The organism is Parasphaerochaeta coccoides DSM 17374, assembly GCF_000208385.1.
In the GTDB taxonomy this organism is placed as follows: Bacteria; Spirochaetota; Spirochaetia; order Sphaerochaetales; family Sphaerochaetaceae; genus Parasphaerochaeta; species Parasphaerochaeta coccoides.
The window spans coordinates 309991-324649 of the sequence record NC_015436.1 but is presented as its reverse complement, the minus strand read 5'-3'; the positions used below and the strand labels follow the sequence as shown (position 1 = coordinate 324649).

General features: G+C 51.9%; 13 protein-coding genes and 1 tRNA gene. 4 read left to right on the top strand and 10 right to left on the bottom strand.

Going from position 1 to position 14659, the window contains the following annotated elements; genetic code table 11:
• The first annotated feature begins 13 nt into the window (after positions 1–13).
• Complete coding sequence (locus tag SPICO_RS01425) at positions 14–1066, top strand: DMT family transporter (RefSeq protein ID WP_083810383.1); 1053 nt, start codon at positions 14–16, stop codon at positions 1064–1066.
• A 19-nt stretch (positions 1067–1085) separates the two neighbouring features.
• Here the strand turns inward: SPICO_RS01425 and SPICO_RS01420 are convergent, their stop codons facing one another.
• Together SPICO_RS01420 and SPICO_RS01415 are read right to left on the bottom strand one after the other, a co-directional pair.
• Positions 1086–2069: an HhH-GPD family protein gene (locus SPICO_RS01420; protein ID WP_013738914.1), complete on the bottom strand. Its 984-nt coding sequence runs from the start codon at positions 2067–2069 to the stop codon at positions 1086–1088.
• 23 nt (positions 2070–2092) lie between these two features.
• Entirely contained in the window at positions 2093–3295 is a 1203-nt protein-coding gene (locus tag SPICO_RS01415; protein ID WP_169310037.1) for an AI-2E family transporter, read from the bottom strand.
• 56 nt (positions 3296–3351) lie between these two features.
• On the opposite strand from SPICO_RS01415, the gene SPICO_RS01410 reads away from it, so the two are divergent.
• Both SPICO_RS01410 and SPICO_RS01405 read left to right on the top strand, forming a co-directional pair.
• The gene (locus SPICO_RS01410) at positions 3352–4125 is read left to right on the top strand and encodes an RNA methyltransferase (protein WP_013738912.1); all 774 of its coding nucleotides are present in this window, start codon (positions 3352–3354) and stop codon (positions 4123–4125) included.
• Between the two features lie 5 nt (positions 4126–4130).
• Positions 4131–5030 carry a glycerophosphodiester phosphodiesterase family protein gene (locus SPICO_RS01405; RefSeq protein ID WP_245523213.1) on the top strand — a complete coding sequence of 300 codons (900 nt, stop codon included), beginning with the start codon at positions 4131–4133 and terminating at the stop codon, positions 5028–5030.
• 7 nt (positions 5031–5037) lie between these two features.
• Here SPICO_RS01405 and nagB read toward each other — a convergent pair whose 3' ends face one another.
• The 3 genes from nagB to SPICO_RS01390 all read right to left on the bottom strand — a co-directional run bounded on the left by nagB (position 5038) and on the right by SPICO_RS01390 (position 7281).
• Positions 5038–5847, bottom strand: coding sequence for a glucosamine-6-phosphate deaminase (gene nagB / locus SPICO_RS01400; RefSeq protein WP_013738910.1), 810 nt, complete (start codon positions 5845–5847; stop codon positions 5038–5040).
• Between the two features lie 110 nt (positions 5848–5957).
• On the bottom strand, positions 5958–7031 hold the full coding sequence (mnmA, locus tag SPICO_RS01395) for a tRNA 2-thiouridine(34) synthase MnmA (RefSeq protein ID WP_013738909.1): 1074 nt from the start codon (positions 7029–7031) through the stop codon (positions 5958–5960).
• A 176-nt stretch (positions 7032–7207) separates the two neighbouring features.
• Positions 7208–7281, bottom strand: a tRNA-Asp gene (locus SPICO_RS01390).
• Positions 7282–7433: 152 nt separating this feature from the next.
• On the opposite strand from SPICO_RS01390, the gene SPICO_RS01385 reads away from it, so the two are divergent.
• Positions 7434–8354 (top strand): phosphatase PAP2 family protein, encoded by a 921-nt coding sequence (locus SPICO_RS01385; protein WP_013738908.1) that lies wholly within the window; start codon positions 7434–7436, stop codon positions 8352–8354.
• Here SPICO_RS01385 and SPICO_RS01380 read toward each other — a convergent pair.
• From SPICO_RS01380 to SPICO_RS01360, 5 genes are all read right to left on the bottom strand, one after another.
• Entirely contained in the window at positions 8343–8969 is a 627-nt protein-coding gene (locus SPICO_RS01380; protein WP_169310036.1) for a 3'-5' exonuclease, read from the bottom strand. The two genes, SPICO_RS01385 and SPICO_RS01380, sit on opposite strands and share 12 nt — an antisense overlap.
• A 116-nt stretch (positions 8970–9085) precedes the next feature.
• Complete coding sequence (gene manA / locus SPICO_RS01375; protein WP_013738906.1) at positions 9086–10327, bottom strand: mannose-6-phosphate isomerase, class I; 1242 nt, start codon at positions 10325–10327, stop codon at positions 9086–9088.
• Between the two features lie 110 nt (positions 10328–10437).
• Positions 10438–11679: a PorV/PorQ family protein gene (locus SPICO_RS01370; protein WP_013738905.1), complete on the bottom strand. Its 1242-nt coding sequence runs from the start codon at positions 11677–11679 to the stop codon at positions 10438–10440.
• A gap of 1 nt (position 11680) precedes the next feature.
• Positions 11681–12340 carry a hypothetical protein gene (locus SPICO_RS01365; protein ID WP_013738904.1) on the bottom strand — a complete coding sequence of 220 codons (660 nt, stop codon included), beginning with the start codon at positions 12338–12340 and terminating at the stop codon, positions 11681–11683.
• A gap of 325 nt (positions 12341–12665) precedes the next feature.
• The gene (locus SPICO_RS01360; protein WP_013738903.1) at positions 12666–14591 is read right to left on the bottom strand and encodes an AMP-dependent synthetase/ligase; all 1926 of its coding nucleotides are present in this window, start codon (positions 14589–14591) and stop codon (positions 12666–12668) included.
• Positions 14592–14659: the final 68 nt, after the last annotated feature.

The following is a 14659-nucleotide window of genomic DNA, read 5'->3' as shown; positions in this document are numbered from 1 at the left end:
ACAAACAGGCGTTATGTTTCAAGGCTTGGAAACGGCTTCATCATATTTCCTCCGCCCATTGGAACCGAGGATTGGATTAAGGGTATCAGCGGCATCCCCTGCTGACATTTCCCGACCCTTCTGTTACTATCGCCACATGCGTACCCTCGTCTATTCGTGCATAGCCTTTCTCGTTGGCATGATCATCTCGGTCATGGTGATTTTGAACACATGTTTCGGGGAAGCTTCGACCATGGGCGCCTCCATGCTGGCCAACCAGATGACCGGCATAGTCCTACTGACAGTCATGATGCGCCTCATCCCACGGAAAGCAGGCATCAACGCTCCAATGCGTGGGGAACACGCTCCATGGGGGCTCTGGTTCGGGGGAATCATCGGTCTGACCATTCTCATCATCAACTTCGTCACCATCGTGAGAATCGGCACGACCATGGCCATGGCAAGTGCGGTATTCGGACAGTCCGTGATGAGCTTGGTAATCGATGCCACGGGTTTTCTGGGCATGCCCAAGCGTCGCATGGAACGCAGGGAAATCCTGCCACTGGCAGTCAGCGCGACAGGCATTGTGATAATGACCGCAGCCGGAGGCAGTTTTGCCATATCATGGATGCTGTTAAGCATGCTGGCCGGAGTTTTGACCATGGCGCAGATGGTGTACAACAGCCTGTTCGCATCCTACAAAGGGGCCTTGTTCAGCGCACGAAACAATGTCGTGAGCGGCGTTGCCGCCAGCATTGTCTGGTTTGCCATCACTGACTTCACGCCTACCTTCACCGCCTTGACACGTTTTACTTCCTACCCTCTCTGGCTGAGCTTGGGAGGAGGAACGTTGGCCGTGGTAGTTGTGGTCTCCATGAACATCATCATTCCCCGGATACCAAGCATTTATTCTGCCCTGCTTCTCAGCTCTGGGCAAATCATCATGTCGGTCATCCTCGATGCCGCGCTGTATGAGCTGTTCAGCCCCTACCTTCTGACAGGAGCATTGCTCATCATCGTGGGCATGGTCATCAATCTCTGGCAGGATTTGGGTAAGAACAGGAAAAGCGGCATCCCCCGGACATGAGGGACATCAGGCCTCATCATCACTTCTTCACCCCATAAAGAGGACTATTCTCCGCAGCCATGGAAGCCGGACGTTCTTCAATGAAACCTTCTGCCTGCAATGCATCCAGAATGGACTGGAGACGTGCTTCATCACTGCTGCCCAGAGCCTCCATGAGAGCAACCTTGTCACGGGGACCTTGGTGGGTCAGCATGAATATAATCCTGCCCCGTATCTCTCGGTCAGAACCTTTGAATGCTGTTTGACGGGCATAGGAAGAACTACGTCTGTTGGGATTGGGAACCAACCGGGCAAGCAGGACGCCGTAGTCCATCAGCGCGTAATACCACTGCCGGATGTCGTCCACCCTCTTGGCGGCATAGAGAAGAATTGGTTCAATCCTTTTGTCCTTGACCCCTTCCTCATCAGGAAAGAACCAGTGCAGGACAGCACGCCGGACATTTGTCTCCAGATAGATATCACGCAAGTCATAGCAGAAACAGCGGATGGCGGCGGCTGTGGACGCCCCTATCCCAGGCAGGGAAAGAAGACTCTCACGGTCATCAGGTAGCGTCCACCCCCATTCCTCGCTCCTGATTGCCGTCTGACGCAAAGCAAGCGCCCTCCTGTTGTACCCCAAACCTGACCATGCAGCAAGCAAATCCACAAGGGAAACCGAAGCCATGGAACGAAAGTCCGGCCATATTTCCAAGAAAAGCCTGTACTTCTCCAGGACACGGGCGGTGGTGGTCTGCTGGAGCATCACCTCGCTGAGCAGGATCGGCCATGGATCACGCGTCTGCTGCCAAGGGAAGTGCCTCCCATGGCGATGGCGAAAATCAAGGACTGTCCCCATGAAATGAGAAATAGCCGCATCCCTTTCAGCATCGGAAGATAGAGAGTCCCACGCTATGCCTCCACTGGCATACGTACTGGCTTCATCTGCTGACAGTTCAGGGAAAATCGGAAAAAGAGGCAAATCTTTCTTTTTTGGTCGTTGTTTCAGAGATTGTTCCGGAGGCATGGCAACCATCCTGTTAAACCATCCTATTCAAGAGAAGCGGGAGGTTCCTGCATGGGAGAAGAAAAATCATCTTCTGCCTTATGAACCGAAGCTGACCGTTGCCGCTTGGCTTTCTGACGCTCCTGCCGTTCCCGTTTTTCCTGCCGCTTCCTCTCGTCATACTGACGCCTGTACGTCTTGCCGCTGCTGAGGGCTATGGCTACAGGCCGAAGAGACTTCACGTTGGCACAGACAATCTGGATGACCGACGTAAGAGGAACGGCAAGGAGCATGCCCATGATACCCCAGATATAACCCCAGAGGGACAGGGATACCAGAATGACGAAAGGACTCAAGTTCAATTGCACTCCCTGTAGGCGTGGGTCAATGATATTGCCCATCACCATCTCAATGGAAATCATCAGGACGGCGACATAAATCACCTGCGGCCAGATGGGGAAGAATTGGAGAATGCTCATCAACACGACCAAGGTCGTCACCACGACAGAACCGATGGCAGGGATGAAATTAATCACACAGGCCAGGACACCCCAGAGAACAGGAAAATCAAGATGTGTAAGCAGTGCGGCAAAGTAATACATCACGCCGGTCACTACGCTGATGAAAAGTTTGAGTACCAGATATTTAGATACTTGACGGTTCACTCTTTCCAGCATGATCATCAGACGCCTGCCGTTGTCCGTGGGAAGCGCAGCGCGCAACTTGGGAACCAACGACTGCCTTTCCAAAAGGAGGAAAAAAATGAAAATGTAGATAAGCGCAGCATCCTTGGCTACTGTCATCAGTTTTCCTGACAGGCTGGTCAGGCTGTTCATGGCCAGTTGTATCCAGTTGATGTCCAGCAAGGCAAGGACTGTGGTGTCAGGGTCAATGTTCAGCATATCGGTCAACTTGCCGGTGACATAATTGTCAATCAGGATGAAACGATTGGCATAGGACGGCAGATGACGAATCAGTGTATCAACGGTGGAAACCATAAACCAGCCGGCGCCGATGAATACAAGAAACAGAAGCAACATGACAATGAGCGTGGAGAGCCAACGTGGGGTGCGCAATTTATCGAGCCGGTCCAATAGGGGATTACAGAGCAGGAACAAGAACAAAGACGTGACAAGAGGCAACGTGACCTCACTGGCGACCTTGAGGACAAAGAGGATGACTATTACAAGAAAAACACCGAAAAAGGTACGTGGCGACCGTTTCAGTTTGTCCAAAGAATTGTCCATGAACGCATCATAAACGACCTTGGAAAAACCTTCAATATCTGTTATCACTGCTAGAAATGAATGTGCAAGAAAACCTCGACCGCATACGCATGGTTCTCGTAGAACCTCAAGATGGCGCCAACATCGGCTCGGTCTGCCGTGCCATGAAAACAATGGGACTTTCCCGTCTGGTCATAGCCGGTGGAAAAACACGCGCGGATTATGATGATGACCGCGTCAGGACTCTCGCCCTTCATGCGGCTGATGTCTGGGAAAACTGCGTATGGGAGCAGAGCCTTGAGAGCGCCCTTGCTACCAGCATATTAACCGTCGGGGCTACCCGGCGACGGGGAAAATACAGGAAATTCAGTTTCATCAACCCCTCCCAGCTTGCTGATCGCATCTCCTCCACACCCGCCGGGCCGGTCTCCATTGTCTTCGGACGGGAAGCCAACGGACTGACCGACGACGAAGTGGGACAATGTTCCCTTGTGGTGACGATTCCGACCAGCGACGCCTTCCCTTCCCTGAACCTTGCCCAAGCTGTCCAAATCATAGCCTACAGCCTTTATGACCGGCTCAAGCCATGGCCGGTGGAAGGTGTACCCATACCACAGCAGCGGGCGGAACAAGCAGCGTGGGAAATATCAGAAACACTTGAGAGAATCAACTTCTACAAGGGAACGGAACGGGTATGGAATCATCGTTTCCTCCGTGATGTCTTTGTCCGCGCATGCTTGAGCGAAACAGAGATGCAACGGCTGGAACGCCTGTTCATCAAACTTGCCCATATAGCTCCGTTCAAGAATATTCCCGTCGGGAACAACGGACATCCCCCGGAGGATGCCTAGGCACAATGAGGGCATGTGTGCGCCGGATACAGCCGGATACAGCCGGACACAGACATAGTGCCCGCGATTCAATAGGAGGATTGGTCATGCTTGCTGATGGAAAAGAATGGAAGGATTTCTTCATCCCCATGCCGGTTATCGTCGCGCACAGGGGAGACAGCCACAATTATCCTGAGAATACGCTGGAAGCCTTTGCCTCGGCTGTCGCCATGGGAGTGGACGTAATAGAGACTGACATCCACTTGTCCAAGGACGGCGTACCCGTCATCTGGCATGACCCGACGCTGGACAGGAATACCAACGGTACAGGCAGCGTCGAGAAACATGATCTTGCTGAACTGAAAGAGCTTGATGCCGGATATTCATTCACGAAAGACGGAGGGAATACTTACCCGTTCAGGGAAAAAGGCATCCGCTTGGCAACGCTGGAGGAAGCCTTGGAAGCATCGCCCTCGCAAAGGTTCAATGTAGATCTCAAGAGCAACAATATCGCCATTGTCCGGGCATTCGTAGATGTCGTGCGCAAGCTCCATGCCCAGAAACGGGTCATTGCCGCATCCTTCCGCCTGGAGAACCTCAAGGCTGTCAGGATGATTGCTCCGGAGATACAGACAAGCGTTACCACAAGTGAAGTGCTGAAGCTGCTGATCAGGCAGAAATTACATCTGCTCCCGCGCTCTTTTCCCAGGAGAATCATATTCCAAGTACCGGTTTCCCAAGGGCTGATTACTGTCATCACGCCGTCCTTCGTACGGGACATGCATGAACGCGGCGCAATCATCCAAGTCTGGACGATAAACGCCAAGGCTGAGATGCGCCGGTTGCTTGACATGGGAGTGGATTCCGTGATGACGGACGACCCCACGGCACTCATCGAAGTCGTCCGAGAAATAAAAATAACGTGAGAAATGACTAAAGAAGGTTCTCTACATCAAGGTTGAACGCCTCTATATCCTTGAAATACTTCCACGTATCAACCTTGAGTTCCCCACTTGCAGGTTCGTCAAGCACCACAATTGACCGGGGATGAAGCTGAAGCGCACTGGCTGTCCATGCCTGGCTCACCCCGCCCTCCACCATGGCCTGCACGGCACGTGCCTTGGCATGCCCGTTGGCAAGCAGGACTACCTCATGGGCATCACAGACAGTTTTGATTCCCACGGTCAACGCCGTGGACGGTACCTTGGAAATGTCATTGTCGAAGAAACGGCTGTTGGCTACCTTGGTATCATAGGTCAAGGTCTTCACACGGGTACGGGAGGACAGCGAGCTGAAAGGCTCGTTGAACGCCAGATGCCCGTCCGCGCCGATTCCGCCCAAGAACAGGCGGATGCCGCCGGATTCGGTGATAAGAGCCTCATACGCCGCGCATTCCAGCTCCAAGTCCTCCGCCAAGCCATCAAGAATATGGACATTCTTGGGATTGATGTCCACACGTGAGAACAGGTTGTCCCACATGAAACGGTGGTAGGACTGTGGATGCTCGGCGGACAGCCCCACGTATTCATCCATGTTGAACGTCACCACGTGTTTGAAGGATACATACCCTTCTTTGTTCAGGCGAATCAACTCACGGTATGTTCCCAAGGGGGAAGAACCCGTAGGAAGTCCCAAGACATAGGGCTTGGCCGCCGTCGGAGAAAAATCCTTAATCGAACGGGCGATGTATCGGGCTGCCCATAGGGACAGGTTTTCATAATCAGGTTGGATGATAACACGCATTGGAGCCTCCTCATGTATCTAGTCTTCTTGACTGTATCATTATCAGGGATGGGACTCAAGCAGAGAACGTGTTTCATCTCCGCCGCATCCCCTCCTCTGCCTTATTTTCCCTAGCGAGCTGAAGAGATGATGCCTCCGCAGAGAACGGTGTCACCATCATAAACGACCAGGCTTTGCCCCGGAGTAGCGGCCTTCACCGCGCCTGTGAAGGATATCACCAATGTATTGTCTTCACCGGGAGAAACCATAGCCATCTGAGGATTGGAAGCACTGCGGATACGGGCGACGCACTCCCGTGGAGTGTCAAGGGCTGCCACGGCGGACCAACTGAGGTCTTCAATGACGACGCGGGTATGGAGGGTATCTTCCTCATGTCCCACTACCACTTCATTGCTTCCCGGACGCAGCTCAACGACATACAGCGGCCTGTCACTGGCTATGCCCAAGCCCTTGCGTTGGCCGATGGTGTAGTTCCACACTCCAGTGTGAGTCCCCATGACAGTTCCCTGGCGGTCTATGATGTTCCCCTTTCCCGGCACGACACCCAGCAGGTCGGTATAGTCGCCGCAGTAGAAATCCTGGCTTTCCTCCTGCCCCACCGCATGGAAACCCTGTTCTTCATCAATCTTCCGCACATCCTTTTTGAGCATGTCTCCCAAAGGAAAAATAACGCTGGAAAGCTGCTCTTGTGTCAGGCGATGCAGGAAATATGTCTGATCCTTGTGTAGGTCAACGGCACGCCGCAGCCGATACCGGCCAGTTTTTTTATCAAAATCCACCCTGGCATAATGCCCGGTGGCAAACTTATCGAACTCAATTCCGCTTTTCCGTGCAAAGTCAATCAAAGCCCCGAACTTAATCTTGCTGTTGCACCAGACGCAAGGATTCGGCGTCCTCCCGGCTAGATATTCGGCACGGAAGTTTTTGAGTACTATGTCTTCATACATGTCCTGACAGTCCACAACTACATGGGGAATGCCGATTTTCCGGCAGATTTCCTGGATTTCCGCCAGTTCTTCCTGTGTTTCCGGCTGATAGCAACTATTTCCGGCGGGGCCGTTGTACGGAGTCCCCTCCTTCCAGATGCTCATTGTCGCGCCAATGACCTCATAGCCTTGCTGCTTGAGCAACCAAGCTGCTACGGAGGAGTCGATGCCTCCGCTCATGCCGACCAGTATCTTCATGATTCCCTCCTTGTGGGGGGATCTTGCGATCCAATGGAATAAATCACATGCACGCTTTCACAGAGCACGTTCCCCCTATACAGGGTACAGGCAGGAACAGCCGCACTCATGCCGTGCATTGTGTTTGACATTACCATAATAAAAAGACCGCCCTGAATTATCAAGGCGGTCAGGAGCGAGAGTGACGGGGATCGAACCCGCGACCTACGGCGTGACAGGCCGTCGCGCTAACCAGCTGCGCTACACCCTCGTTGCAGACGTTAAAGTAACTTGTCTGTGATGTTTTGTCAACTGGCATCAAGAAAAAAAGTGACATCGCATCGTCCCCACATCTTCCGGCCTCATATCTTCCCTTGCGATACAGCGGAGCTTCCGTTACCATGAACATCAGGAGGCCATGCCATGCAAGCGGATATATTGCTCTTTTTCTCCCGAATCCAGTCCCCGATCCTTGACGCCGTGGCAAACGCAGCGTCATTTCTTGGCGAGTCAGGAATCATCTTTGCCATCGTTGCCTTCTTAATCTGGAACACCGACCGCCGGAAAAGCTTTGTCCTGTGCATCAACGTGGTGGCGGCACTTTCCCTGACAGGTATCATCAAGGCTGCGGTACGGGCTCCCCGCCCCTTCACCGTACTGCCGGAAATCGGAGGAGGAAGACTGGAGACAGCCACAGGATACTCCTTCCCCAGCGGCCATACGACCGCAGGAGCAGCCTTCTATGGCTCCCTTGCCCGTCTGTGGCGCAACAGAAGACTCTCCTGTACCTGCGCGGTGGCCATTGTGTTGGTCGGACTTTCACGGCTATACCTTGGCGTCCACTGGCCGATAGATGTGTTTGGCGGCCTTGTGTCCGGCCTGGGTACGACGTTCATCCTTTCCCCCGCATTACTCCGCCTGTTTGATGACAAGGCACGGTCCATCCGCATGGGCATCCTGTGTGGTCTTCCCCTCACGGTGATATCACTGGCCATGGCTGTCCTGACAGGCGCGGGAGCCATTGATTCCGTAGCATTCACCGACCTGTTCAAGATTCTTGCTGTCTCCGGAACCGCCATGCTCGGATACGCGTGGGAACGGTCAGTCCTTGATTATACCACTGACGTGCCATGGAGCCTGAAAATAGGCAGATACATATGCGGAGCAGCGGGTATGGGTATCATCATGGCATTAAAATCAGTCTTTCCCCCGTCAGCGTTCTTTGACTGGCTGCGTTACGGAGGCATGGGACTCTGGCTCATGGGAGCCTACCCTGTAATCTGTGCAAGAATACGCATAAAGGGGATGGCCGTCTTCAGCGCATCAGAGAGTTCAGCCGAATAAGTCCAGCTCTCCGTCGGAATCATCTACCACGACCTTTGCGAAAGGTTCCCCGGTATCCAAATCAAGGATAGGCAGGCCGTTCCTTTCCAGGAAACGTTCAAGCGCATCCCTCGACGAAAGGGATGAACCACATTCCTTGTAGAACAGCTTTGCGCAGTTGACAGCATCATCCAGCGCATAATGGGCGCGATAATCAAATCCAAACACCTCGGAGAGTGTGGTAAGTTTGTAATTGTTCATCTCCGGCCATACCTTACGGGACAGGCGCAGAGTGCAGGCATACCCTATGCGGGGAATTTCCATCTTGTACCAATGAAGCATTGCTTTGAGAATCGTCATGTCAAAAGTTGCATTATGGGCAATGACAAGACGGTCGGCGATAAATTCACGTGCCGCAGACCATACTTTGTCAAAGGATGGTGCGTCTGCCACATTCTCAGGAGTGATGCCATGTATCTCTATGTTCGCGGGATCGAAGAAAGATGATGGTGGTTTTATCAGCTGATACCACGTATCGATCAGCTTTCCTGTCCCGTCCATCAGCGCCAAGCCAAGGGAGCAGGCGCTCTCATGTGTTCCGTTTGCCGTTTCAAAATCAAGTGCTACAAATTCCATGAAAGCGAGTATACAGGAAATTCCAAGCATCCGGCTAGTGACCTGACGGCTTTTCCTGCCGAAGGACATCAGGGAGACATCAAGGGGACATTGGAGGATGAAACATCAGGCGTCAGTCAGGCGACAGGAGGTATGGACGCTGTGAAAACCTTGCCTGTGACATCCAAGACATAAGAAGGAAGTCCAGCAGAAACCAAGGCGCAATCCCCTGCTCCCAACGTCAGTTTCTCACCACCGGCAACCAGTATGGCAGAACCTTCCGTACAGAGCAAAAGCTCCAGCGATGTCCGTCCTGAAACATCATAGGTTCCCTGGGATGCTTCGCAAAGCATGAACTCGCCCGCCGGGGTAAGATACCGTGTCCGTCCCGCGGCATCTTTTTCCACCGGGACAGGCGACGGACGCCAACCTTTGACTTCCATGACGGACATCAGCTCCTGCACATCGACCTTCTTGTGGGTCAGCCCTCCGCGCAACACATTGTCGCTTGCGCTCATCAACTCCACGCCATTGCCTTTCACATAGGCATGCAACGTCCCTGGTTGCAGGTAGATGGCCTGTCCGGGTTTCACATGCATGACATTGAGGAAGAAGGGAGCGAAAAGACCGGGATCACCGGGATATTCCCGAACAGCATTCATCACAATTCCCTTCGGTTCTAAAAAGAGGCCATCACCGCTTGTATCCTTCAATTCACGAGAAACACGGAGAGATTCCATGTACTCCCGTATGCAGGAGGCCAACGCATCAGGTTCAAGTGTGTAGAGCCTCCGGAAGAACAGGGAAAGCAGTTCATCGCCACCTACATCATCATTGTCGCGTATCACCTGCGGTGCGCGATGGACGACTTCGGGAAAATACGAACGATAGGAAAAGGGAATCAGCTTACAAAGGATACTGTCTACTTCCGTGAAGGGACGGAATCCACACATGGCGGTGACCGGTGTCAGCGCGCAGAGAATTTCCGCCTTACGCTCGGCATCCTGATAGTTCCATTCAGACCGAGGCAGCGTGGCATGGAGTTCCTTTTCTTTCTCAAACCCCGCCCGTGCCTGTTCCGTAGTTGGATGACACTGGATGGACAAAGGTTTTTGTATGGACAGCACTTTAAGGAGCATCGGAAGCCTGTTTCCGAAAGCCTTCGCATGGGCGTCGCCAAGCCATGCGGGATTACGTATAAGAAACTCGTCCAGAGGGATTCCCGTGCCTTTCACTATGGCAGGCCCTGAACCATGGGCGCCAAACCATGCTTCGGCGTATGGTTGTCCGTCAGGAGGAAAACCGAAAAGCAGAGGCAGAAAATCAGTCGTCCCCCATTCATATTTCTTTATAGCAGGTATCAGTTTCACCATATCCATATCATGCCTCCATCGAGAACTTATTTCACTTTTTTGTACCTGCCTTCCGCTGGAGAAAAAAACAGACCTTCCGTCAGGAAGATCTGCCCTGCGGATCGCAGACAAAGATGTCAGCGGCTGAAACCCAGGTTCACACGGACAGAAAGGGCATCAAGAGGCTTGTCACCAATCTTCTGTCCGAACTCACGCCAATAGTAGGTGGCATCGATACGCGCCACGAAAAGATCAATTCCCGCGCCAACCGACATATAACCCTTGTTCAAGCCAAACCTCAGATCGAATGTATTCAGGATTTTCAATTCGGCGCCGATATTCAAATGGTTTGCAATCATATGGCCGAAATTCCCTTTTTCTTTCTTGAACCCTGTGATATCGGCAAGGTCAACGGCAATGGTCGGCATCAACACCCCGCCAGCCACTTTGGGAGTCCAGGCTAAACCTGCGTCCAGACTCCACGGAGTCTTCACGGTGAAAGAATCCGGATCATCTTTAAGCAAGCTGCCGGAATCAAGAGCCTGGAATAATGTCTCGACATTGTCAAAAACACGCATCCTGTATGCACCGTTCAGGTTACGCACCACAAGCCCCGCTGACAGCCCAAAAGGTAAATTCACTGTTGCCCCGACATCAACGGGAATGGCATATCCACCCATCACAGGTGTTTCCTCTTTCAGCTTTTCAAGCGCATCATTGTCATTCACGAACTTTGTGACCGTCTCAAGAAGCGGAATAGCTTTGGAATAGGAACGATAGAGGAACTTGGCGGAGGCGCCTACATCGAGGGAAACATATTCAGATAAGGGGATGCGCAGACCGTATCCTGCAACGAATCCGGCGTTCAGCTCAGCTATCACGTCAATACCGGAAGTCGTTCCGGTATCATTGAGCGTGTGCATCCTTTCCTGTGCCACGATGCCGAAACCAAAGGAGCCGAATCCCACCGACATGGAAACATCAGTAGAGACAATCTCTCCCTTTCCATAACCAATCGTCCCCAGATAGGAGTGGATGGCATTCAGAAGCTTGGCATCATCATTCTCATCAATCGCCTCCTGAAAACGTTCAATGATATTCTCATTCTCCATTGCGGCGACGTTATATACGGTCATTGCTACCGACGGCATGGAGAGGAAGAATCGTCTCTGTCCCAGAGAGGCTGGATTGATGAACAGTCCGTCAGTCTTTTCGGGAACAGCAAGACCCGCTCCGCCCATGCTTACCGAACGAAGGCTGTGCATGGCGAATGGCTCACTCGTCGCCTCATATGTCGCTGCTGAAAGATGAGCGGCCGAAAGTGGCATTACAAAGATCAGAACCAACAAGCTGGTAAAAATGATTATCTTCTTATTCATCTCAGACTCCCTGTAGCTGTGTGAACAATACCGCGAAATCAACATTCTGGAGCACATCAACCTGAGCTGCATCAGCTGTCTTCTTGATTATGGTGATGATATCCGACATTTCGCCGACCATGGCAACTACCTGAGCGTCATCCAACGACGCTCCACCATCCCCCATTAACGTTCCGAGTGACTCTGCCATGGCAGTGAGCAACTGGATATTCAGGACATCGGATTGTGTCAGCGTACCTTCTTCAGGTATCTCAGGCAGGAGACTTTTTATTGCATCTCTTACATTCTCATCCGTTATCCGGTCAAGCTCGGCAATAGCCGCCTCCAACTTTTGTTTCGCCGCATCATGGATATCCTCCGGCACCGGCTTCTTAAGTTCATCAAGGAGCTTTTCCTGCTGGGTGTTTTCATTCGTCAGGGCTTTACCGAGAGAGTTGATCAGCTGTTCTTTCTCCACTGGAGTCAGGTTTTTCAGCTTGTCTTCTCCATCAAGTACCACCGCTTTGTTTTTCACTTCAGCAATCGCGGCATCTGTCGCAGATGTGTTTGCTGCAATCAGACCGGTTTCCAAAAAAAGGTTCTTTCCGAATGACTCCAGGTCACAGGACGACAGCACAAGGAGCAAGGCGACTCCCAGAGCAAACATCATTGTTCTTTTCATATCTTCCCCTTGCGGCGTCCTTCGTTGCGAAGAACCCCCGCCCAACAGGATTCACGTACACTATCTCCAATTCACGCACATACATCATGTATGTTATCCAAAATAATTTATGATAGAATACAAATATAGAATACATATAGATATTTGAATATTATTTTTTTGTAAAAAAGACAAATAATCATAGGGTTGTTTCAAAAGTGAAAACTAGAGCAGCAATCTCTTTTCTATCGTTCCTCTTTTCCCGGCGGAACAAGGAAACAAAAAAGCCCATCCGTCTGAAACACGGACAGGCTCTTTCCATGAAATGCGTGAATCGCACCGGGATTCAGGAAAAGAACTGGCGGCGGACAGCTTCAAGATTATGTTTCTTGTTCTCCTCGACGCTCTCATACGCCGCGGCTATGCGATCCTTGTAGAACTCAATTGTCTTGTAACGCACCAGCTTCATCGTAGAGTTTACCAGTCCGTCAGCCTCGCTGAATGCGTCCGGGATGATTATGAAACGGTCGGGCAACCAGACATTGGGAATGGCTGTGGCTTTCGGTTCGTAAGAGCGCAGTGCCTTCTCCAGCACTTCGAGAGCCGCCTCCGCCGTATCTGCCCCCTCCGCCTTGAGCAGCGCTTTGGCTACATCATCCTGAAGCGTGACCAACGCAGTGGTCAGCACCTGATGATCATTGTAGACCATCAGCTGGTTGAGCACATCAATGTTGTTCACCATCACTTCCTCGACTTCCTCCGGCGAATACTTCTCCCCATCCTTGGAAATGAGCAGAGCCTTCTCCCGTCCGGTGACCACAAGGAAGCCATCTTCATCGTAGTATCCCAAGTCGCCCGTCCAGAGCCATCCGTCCCGCAGGGCTTCGGCGCTGGCTTCAGGATTCTTGAAATATCCTTTCATCACATTGTCGCCCTTGATGACGATTTCACCCTTTTCTCCGATCTTTGCTTCGGTGTCGGCCTCCTTCATAATCTTGCACGTCACGCTTGGCGCAACCATTCCGGAAGTGCCAAACTTGACTCGCTGAGGAGTATTGGAACAGATGACCGGCGCAGCCTCCGTCAACCCATATCCTTGATACACGGGAGCTGCCAGCGCGGCAAAGAAATGCTGTTGCTTTGCTTCAAGCAGGGCTCCTCCTCCGACAAAGAACCGGAACCTGTTGCCGAAGATGCTCCGTATCTTGGAGAAAACCAGAATATTGGCAAGGGTATAGGGGAACCATGTCTTGACGCGGCTCCAACCTCGCGCCCTGTGGAAGCCATCACCGTTGCGAACAATGCCCGCCGCAATGCCTCTCTCAAAAATTCCTTCGATGAATTTCCCCTTGGAGGAAATGTTCTGCCGTATCTTCCGCATAAAATTTCCGGTAATCGACGGCACGCTCATCAGGAAAATCGGATTGACTTCTGGCAGGTTCTTGGGGAAATTGCGGATGATTGCCGCATTGGAGCCTCTGGCATCAACAAAATGAAGGGTGATGCCCTGCCGTACTCCGGCATAGATGCCAACCGTATGAGCAAAAGAGTGGTCGGAAGGCAGGACGACCAGGGTCTCAAAGGTCGCATGGGGAATCTTGAACAAATCAATGCAGTCCTTGCTGTTCGCCCAGTAGTTGAGATGGGTAAGCATGATGCCTTTCGGATTTCCGGTGGTTCCGCTGGTATAGCAGATATTGATTGTATCGTTTTCCTTAATCTGGGTTTCAAGCCGTCTGACAATGCCTTCGTCATCGGCTAGTAGTTTCCTGCCCTCCTCCACCAGACGAGAATAGGTGATGTATCCTTCCCCTTCTTTCCGACCGATGCCAGTCATGTGGGTTGACAGGTTTTCATCAGTCTCATCAAGATAGATGAACAACAGGTTCTTGTTCTCAAAGTACGGGGCAGCCTTGACAACGTTGGCCAAGGTGTTGTGCGAACAGGCAATGCCTGCCGCTTCACTATGGTTGACACGGAAGGCGATTTCCTCCGGTGTCAGCTTGATGGACAAGGGAACGCTTATGCCACGGGCTTTCACTGCTCCAAATTCAAAGTTCACCCATTCTGGACGGCCTTCGGATAGAAGCGCATATGTTGTCTCAGGATGGGGGAAGCGGACATGAAGCGCGGCGGCGAGATAATCAGTTTCCTGGTCTGTCGTGACAAAGCTGTAAGGAAACCAGCCTCCATCTGTCTTTTTTGTCGTATAAGGTCGTGAGCCATACCGCTGTGCGGCTTCGTGCAAGAGGGAGATTACAGTTCGTTCCATCTACAGCATTCCTCCATTTTTTTACAGTAAGCATCTAAGTGTTTATTTTAACAGTAATATACCATATG

Bases quoted from the DNA above. Each gene is read 5' to 3' on its own strand.
- SPICO_RS01365 (WP_013738904.1), bottom strand. From the start codon at position 12,340: ATGAAAAGAACAATGATGTTTGCTCTGGGAGTCGCCTTGCTCCTTGTG.
- SPICO_RS01415 (WP_169310037.1), bottom strand. From the start codon at position 3,295: ATGGACAATTCTTTGGACAAACTGAAACGGTCGCCACGTACCTTTTTC.
- SPICO_RS01405 (WP_245523213.1), top strand. From the start codon at position 4,131: ATGAGGGCATGTGTGCGCCGGATACAGCCGGATACAGCCGGACACAGA.
- SPICO_RS01410 (WP_013738912.1), top strand. From the start codon at position 3,352: ATGAATGTGCAAGAAAACCTCGACCGCATACGCATGGTTCTCGTAGAA.
- nagB (WP_013738910.1), bottom strand. From the start codon at position 5,847: ATGCGTGTTATCATCCAACCTGATTATGAAAACCTGTCCCTATGGGCA.
- mnmA (WP_013738909.1), bottom strand. From the start codon at position 7,031: ATGAAGATACTGGTCGGCATGAGCGGAGGCATCGACTCCTCCGTAGCA.
- SPICO_RS01420 (WP_013738914.1), bottom strand. From the start codon at position 2,069: ATGCCTCCGGAACAATCTCTGAAACAACGACCAAAAAAGAAAGATTTG.
- SPICO_RS01360 (WP_013738903.1), bottom strand. From the start codon at position 14,591: ATGGAACGAACTGTAATCTCCCTCTTGCACGAAGCCGCACAGCGGTAT.
- SPICO_RS01385 (WP_013738908.1), top strand. From the start codon at position 7,434: ATGCAAGCGGATATATTGCTCTTTTTCTCCCGAATCCAGTCCCCGATC.
- manA (WP_013738906.1), bottom strand. From the start codon at position 10,327: ATGGATATGGTGAAACTGATACCTGCTATAAAGAAATATGAATGGGGG.
- SPICO_RS01370 (WP_013738905.1), bottom strand. From the start codon at position 11,679: ATGAATAAGAAGATAATCATTTTTACCAGCTTGTTGGTTCTGATCTTT.
- SPICO_RS01425 (WP_083810383.1), top strand. From the start codon at position 14: ATGTTTCAAGGCTTGGAAACGGCTTCATCATATTTCCTCCGCCCATTG.
- SPICO_RS01380 (WP_169310036.1), bottom strand. From the start codon at position 8,969: ATGGAATTTGTAGCACTTGATTTTGAAACGGCAAACGGAACACATGAG.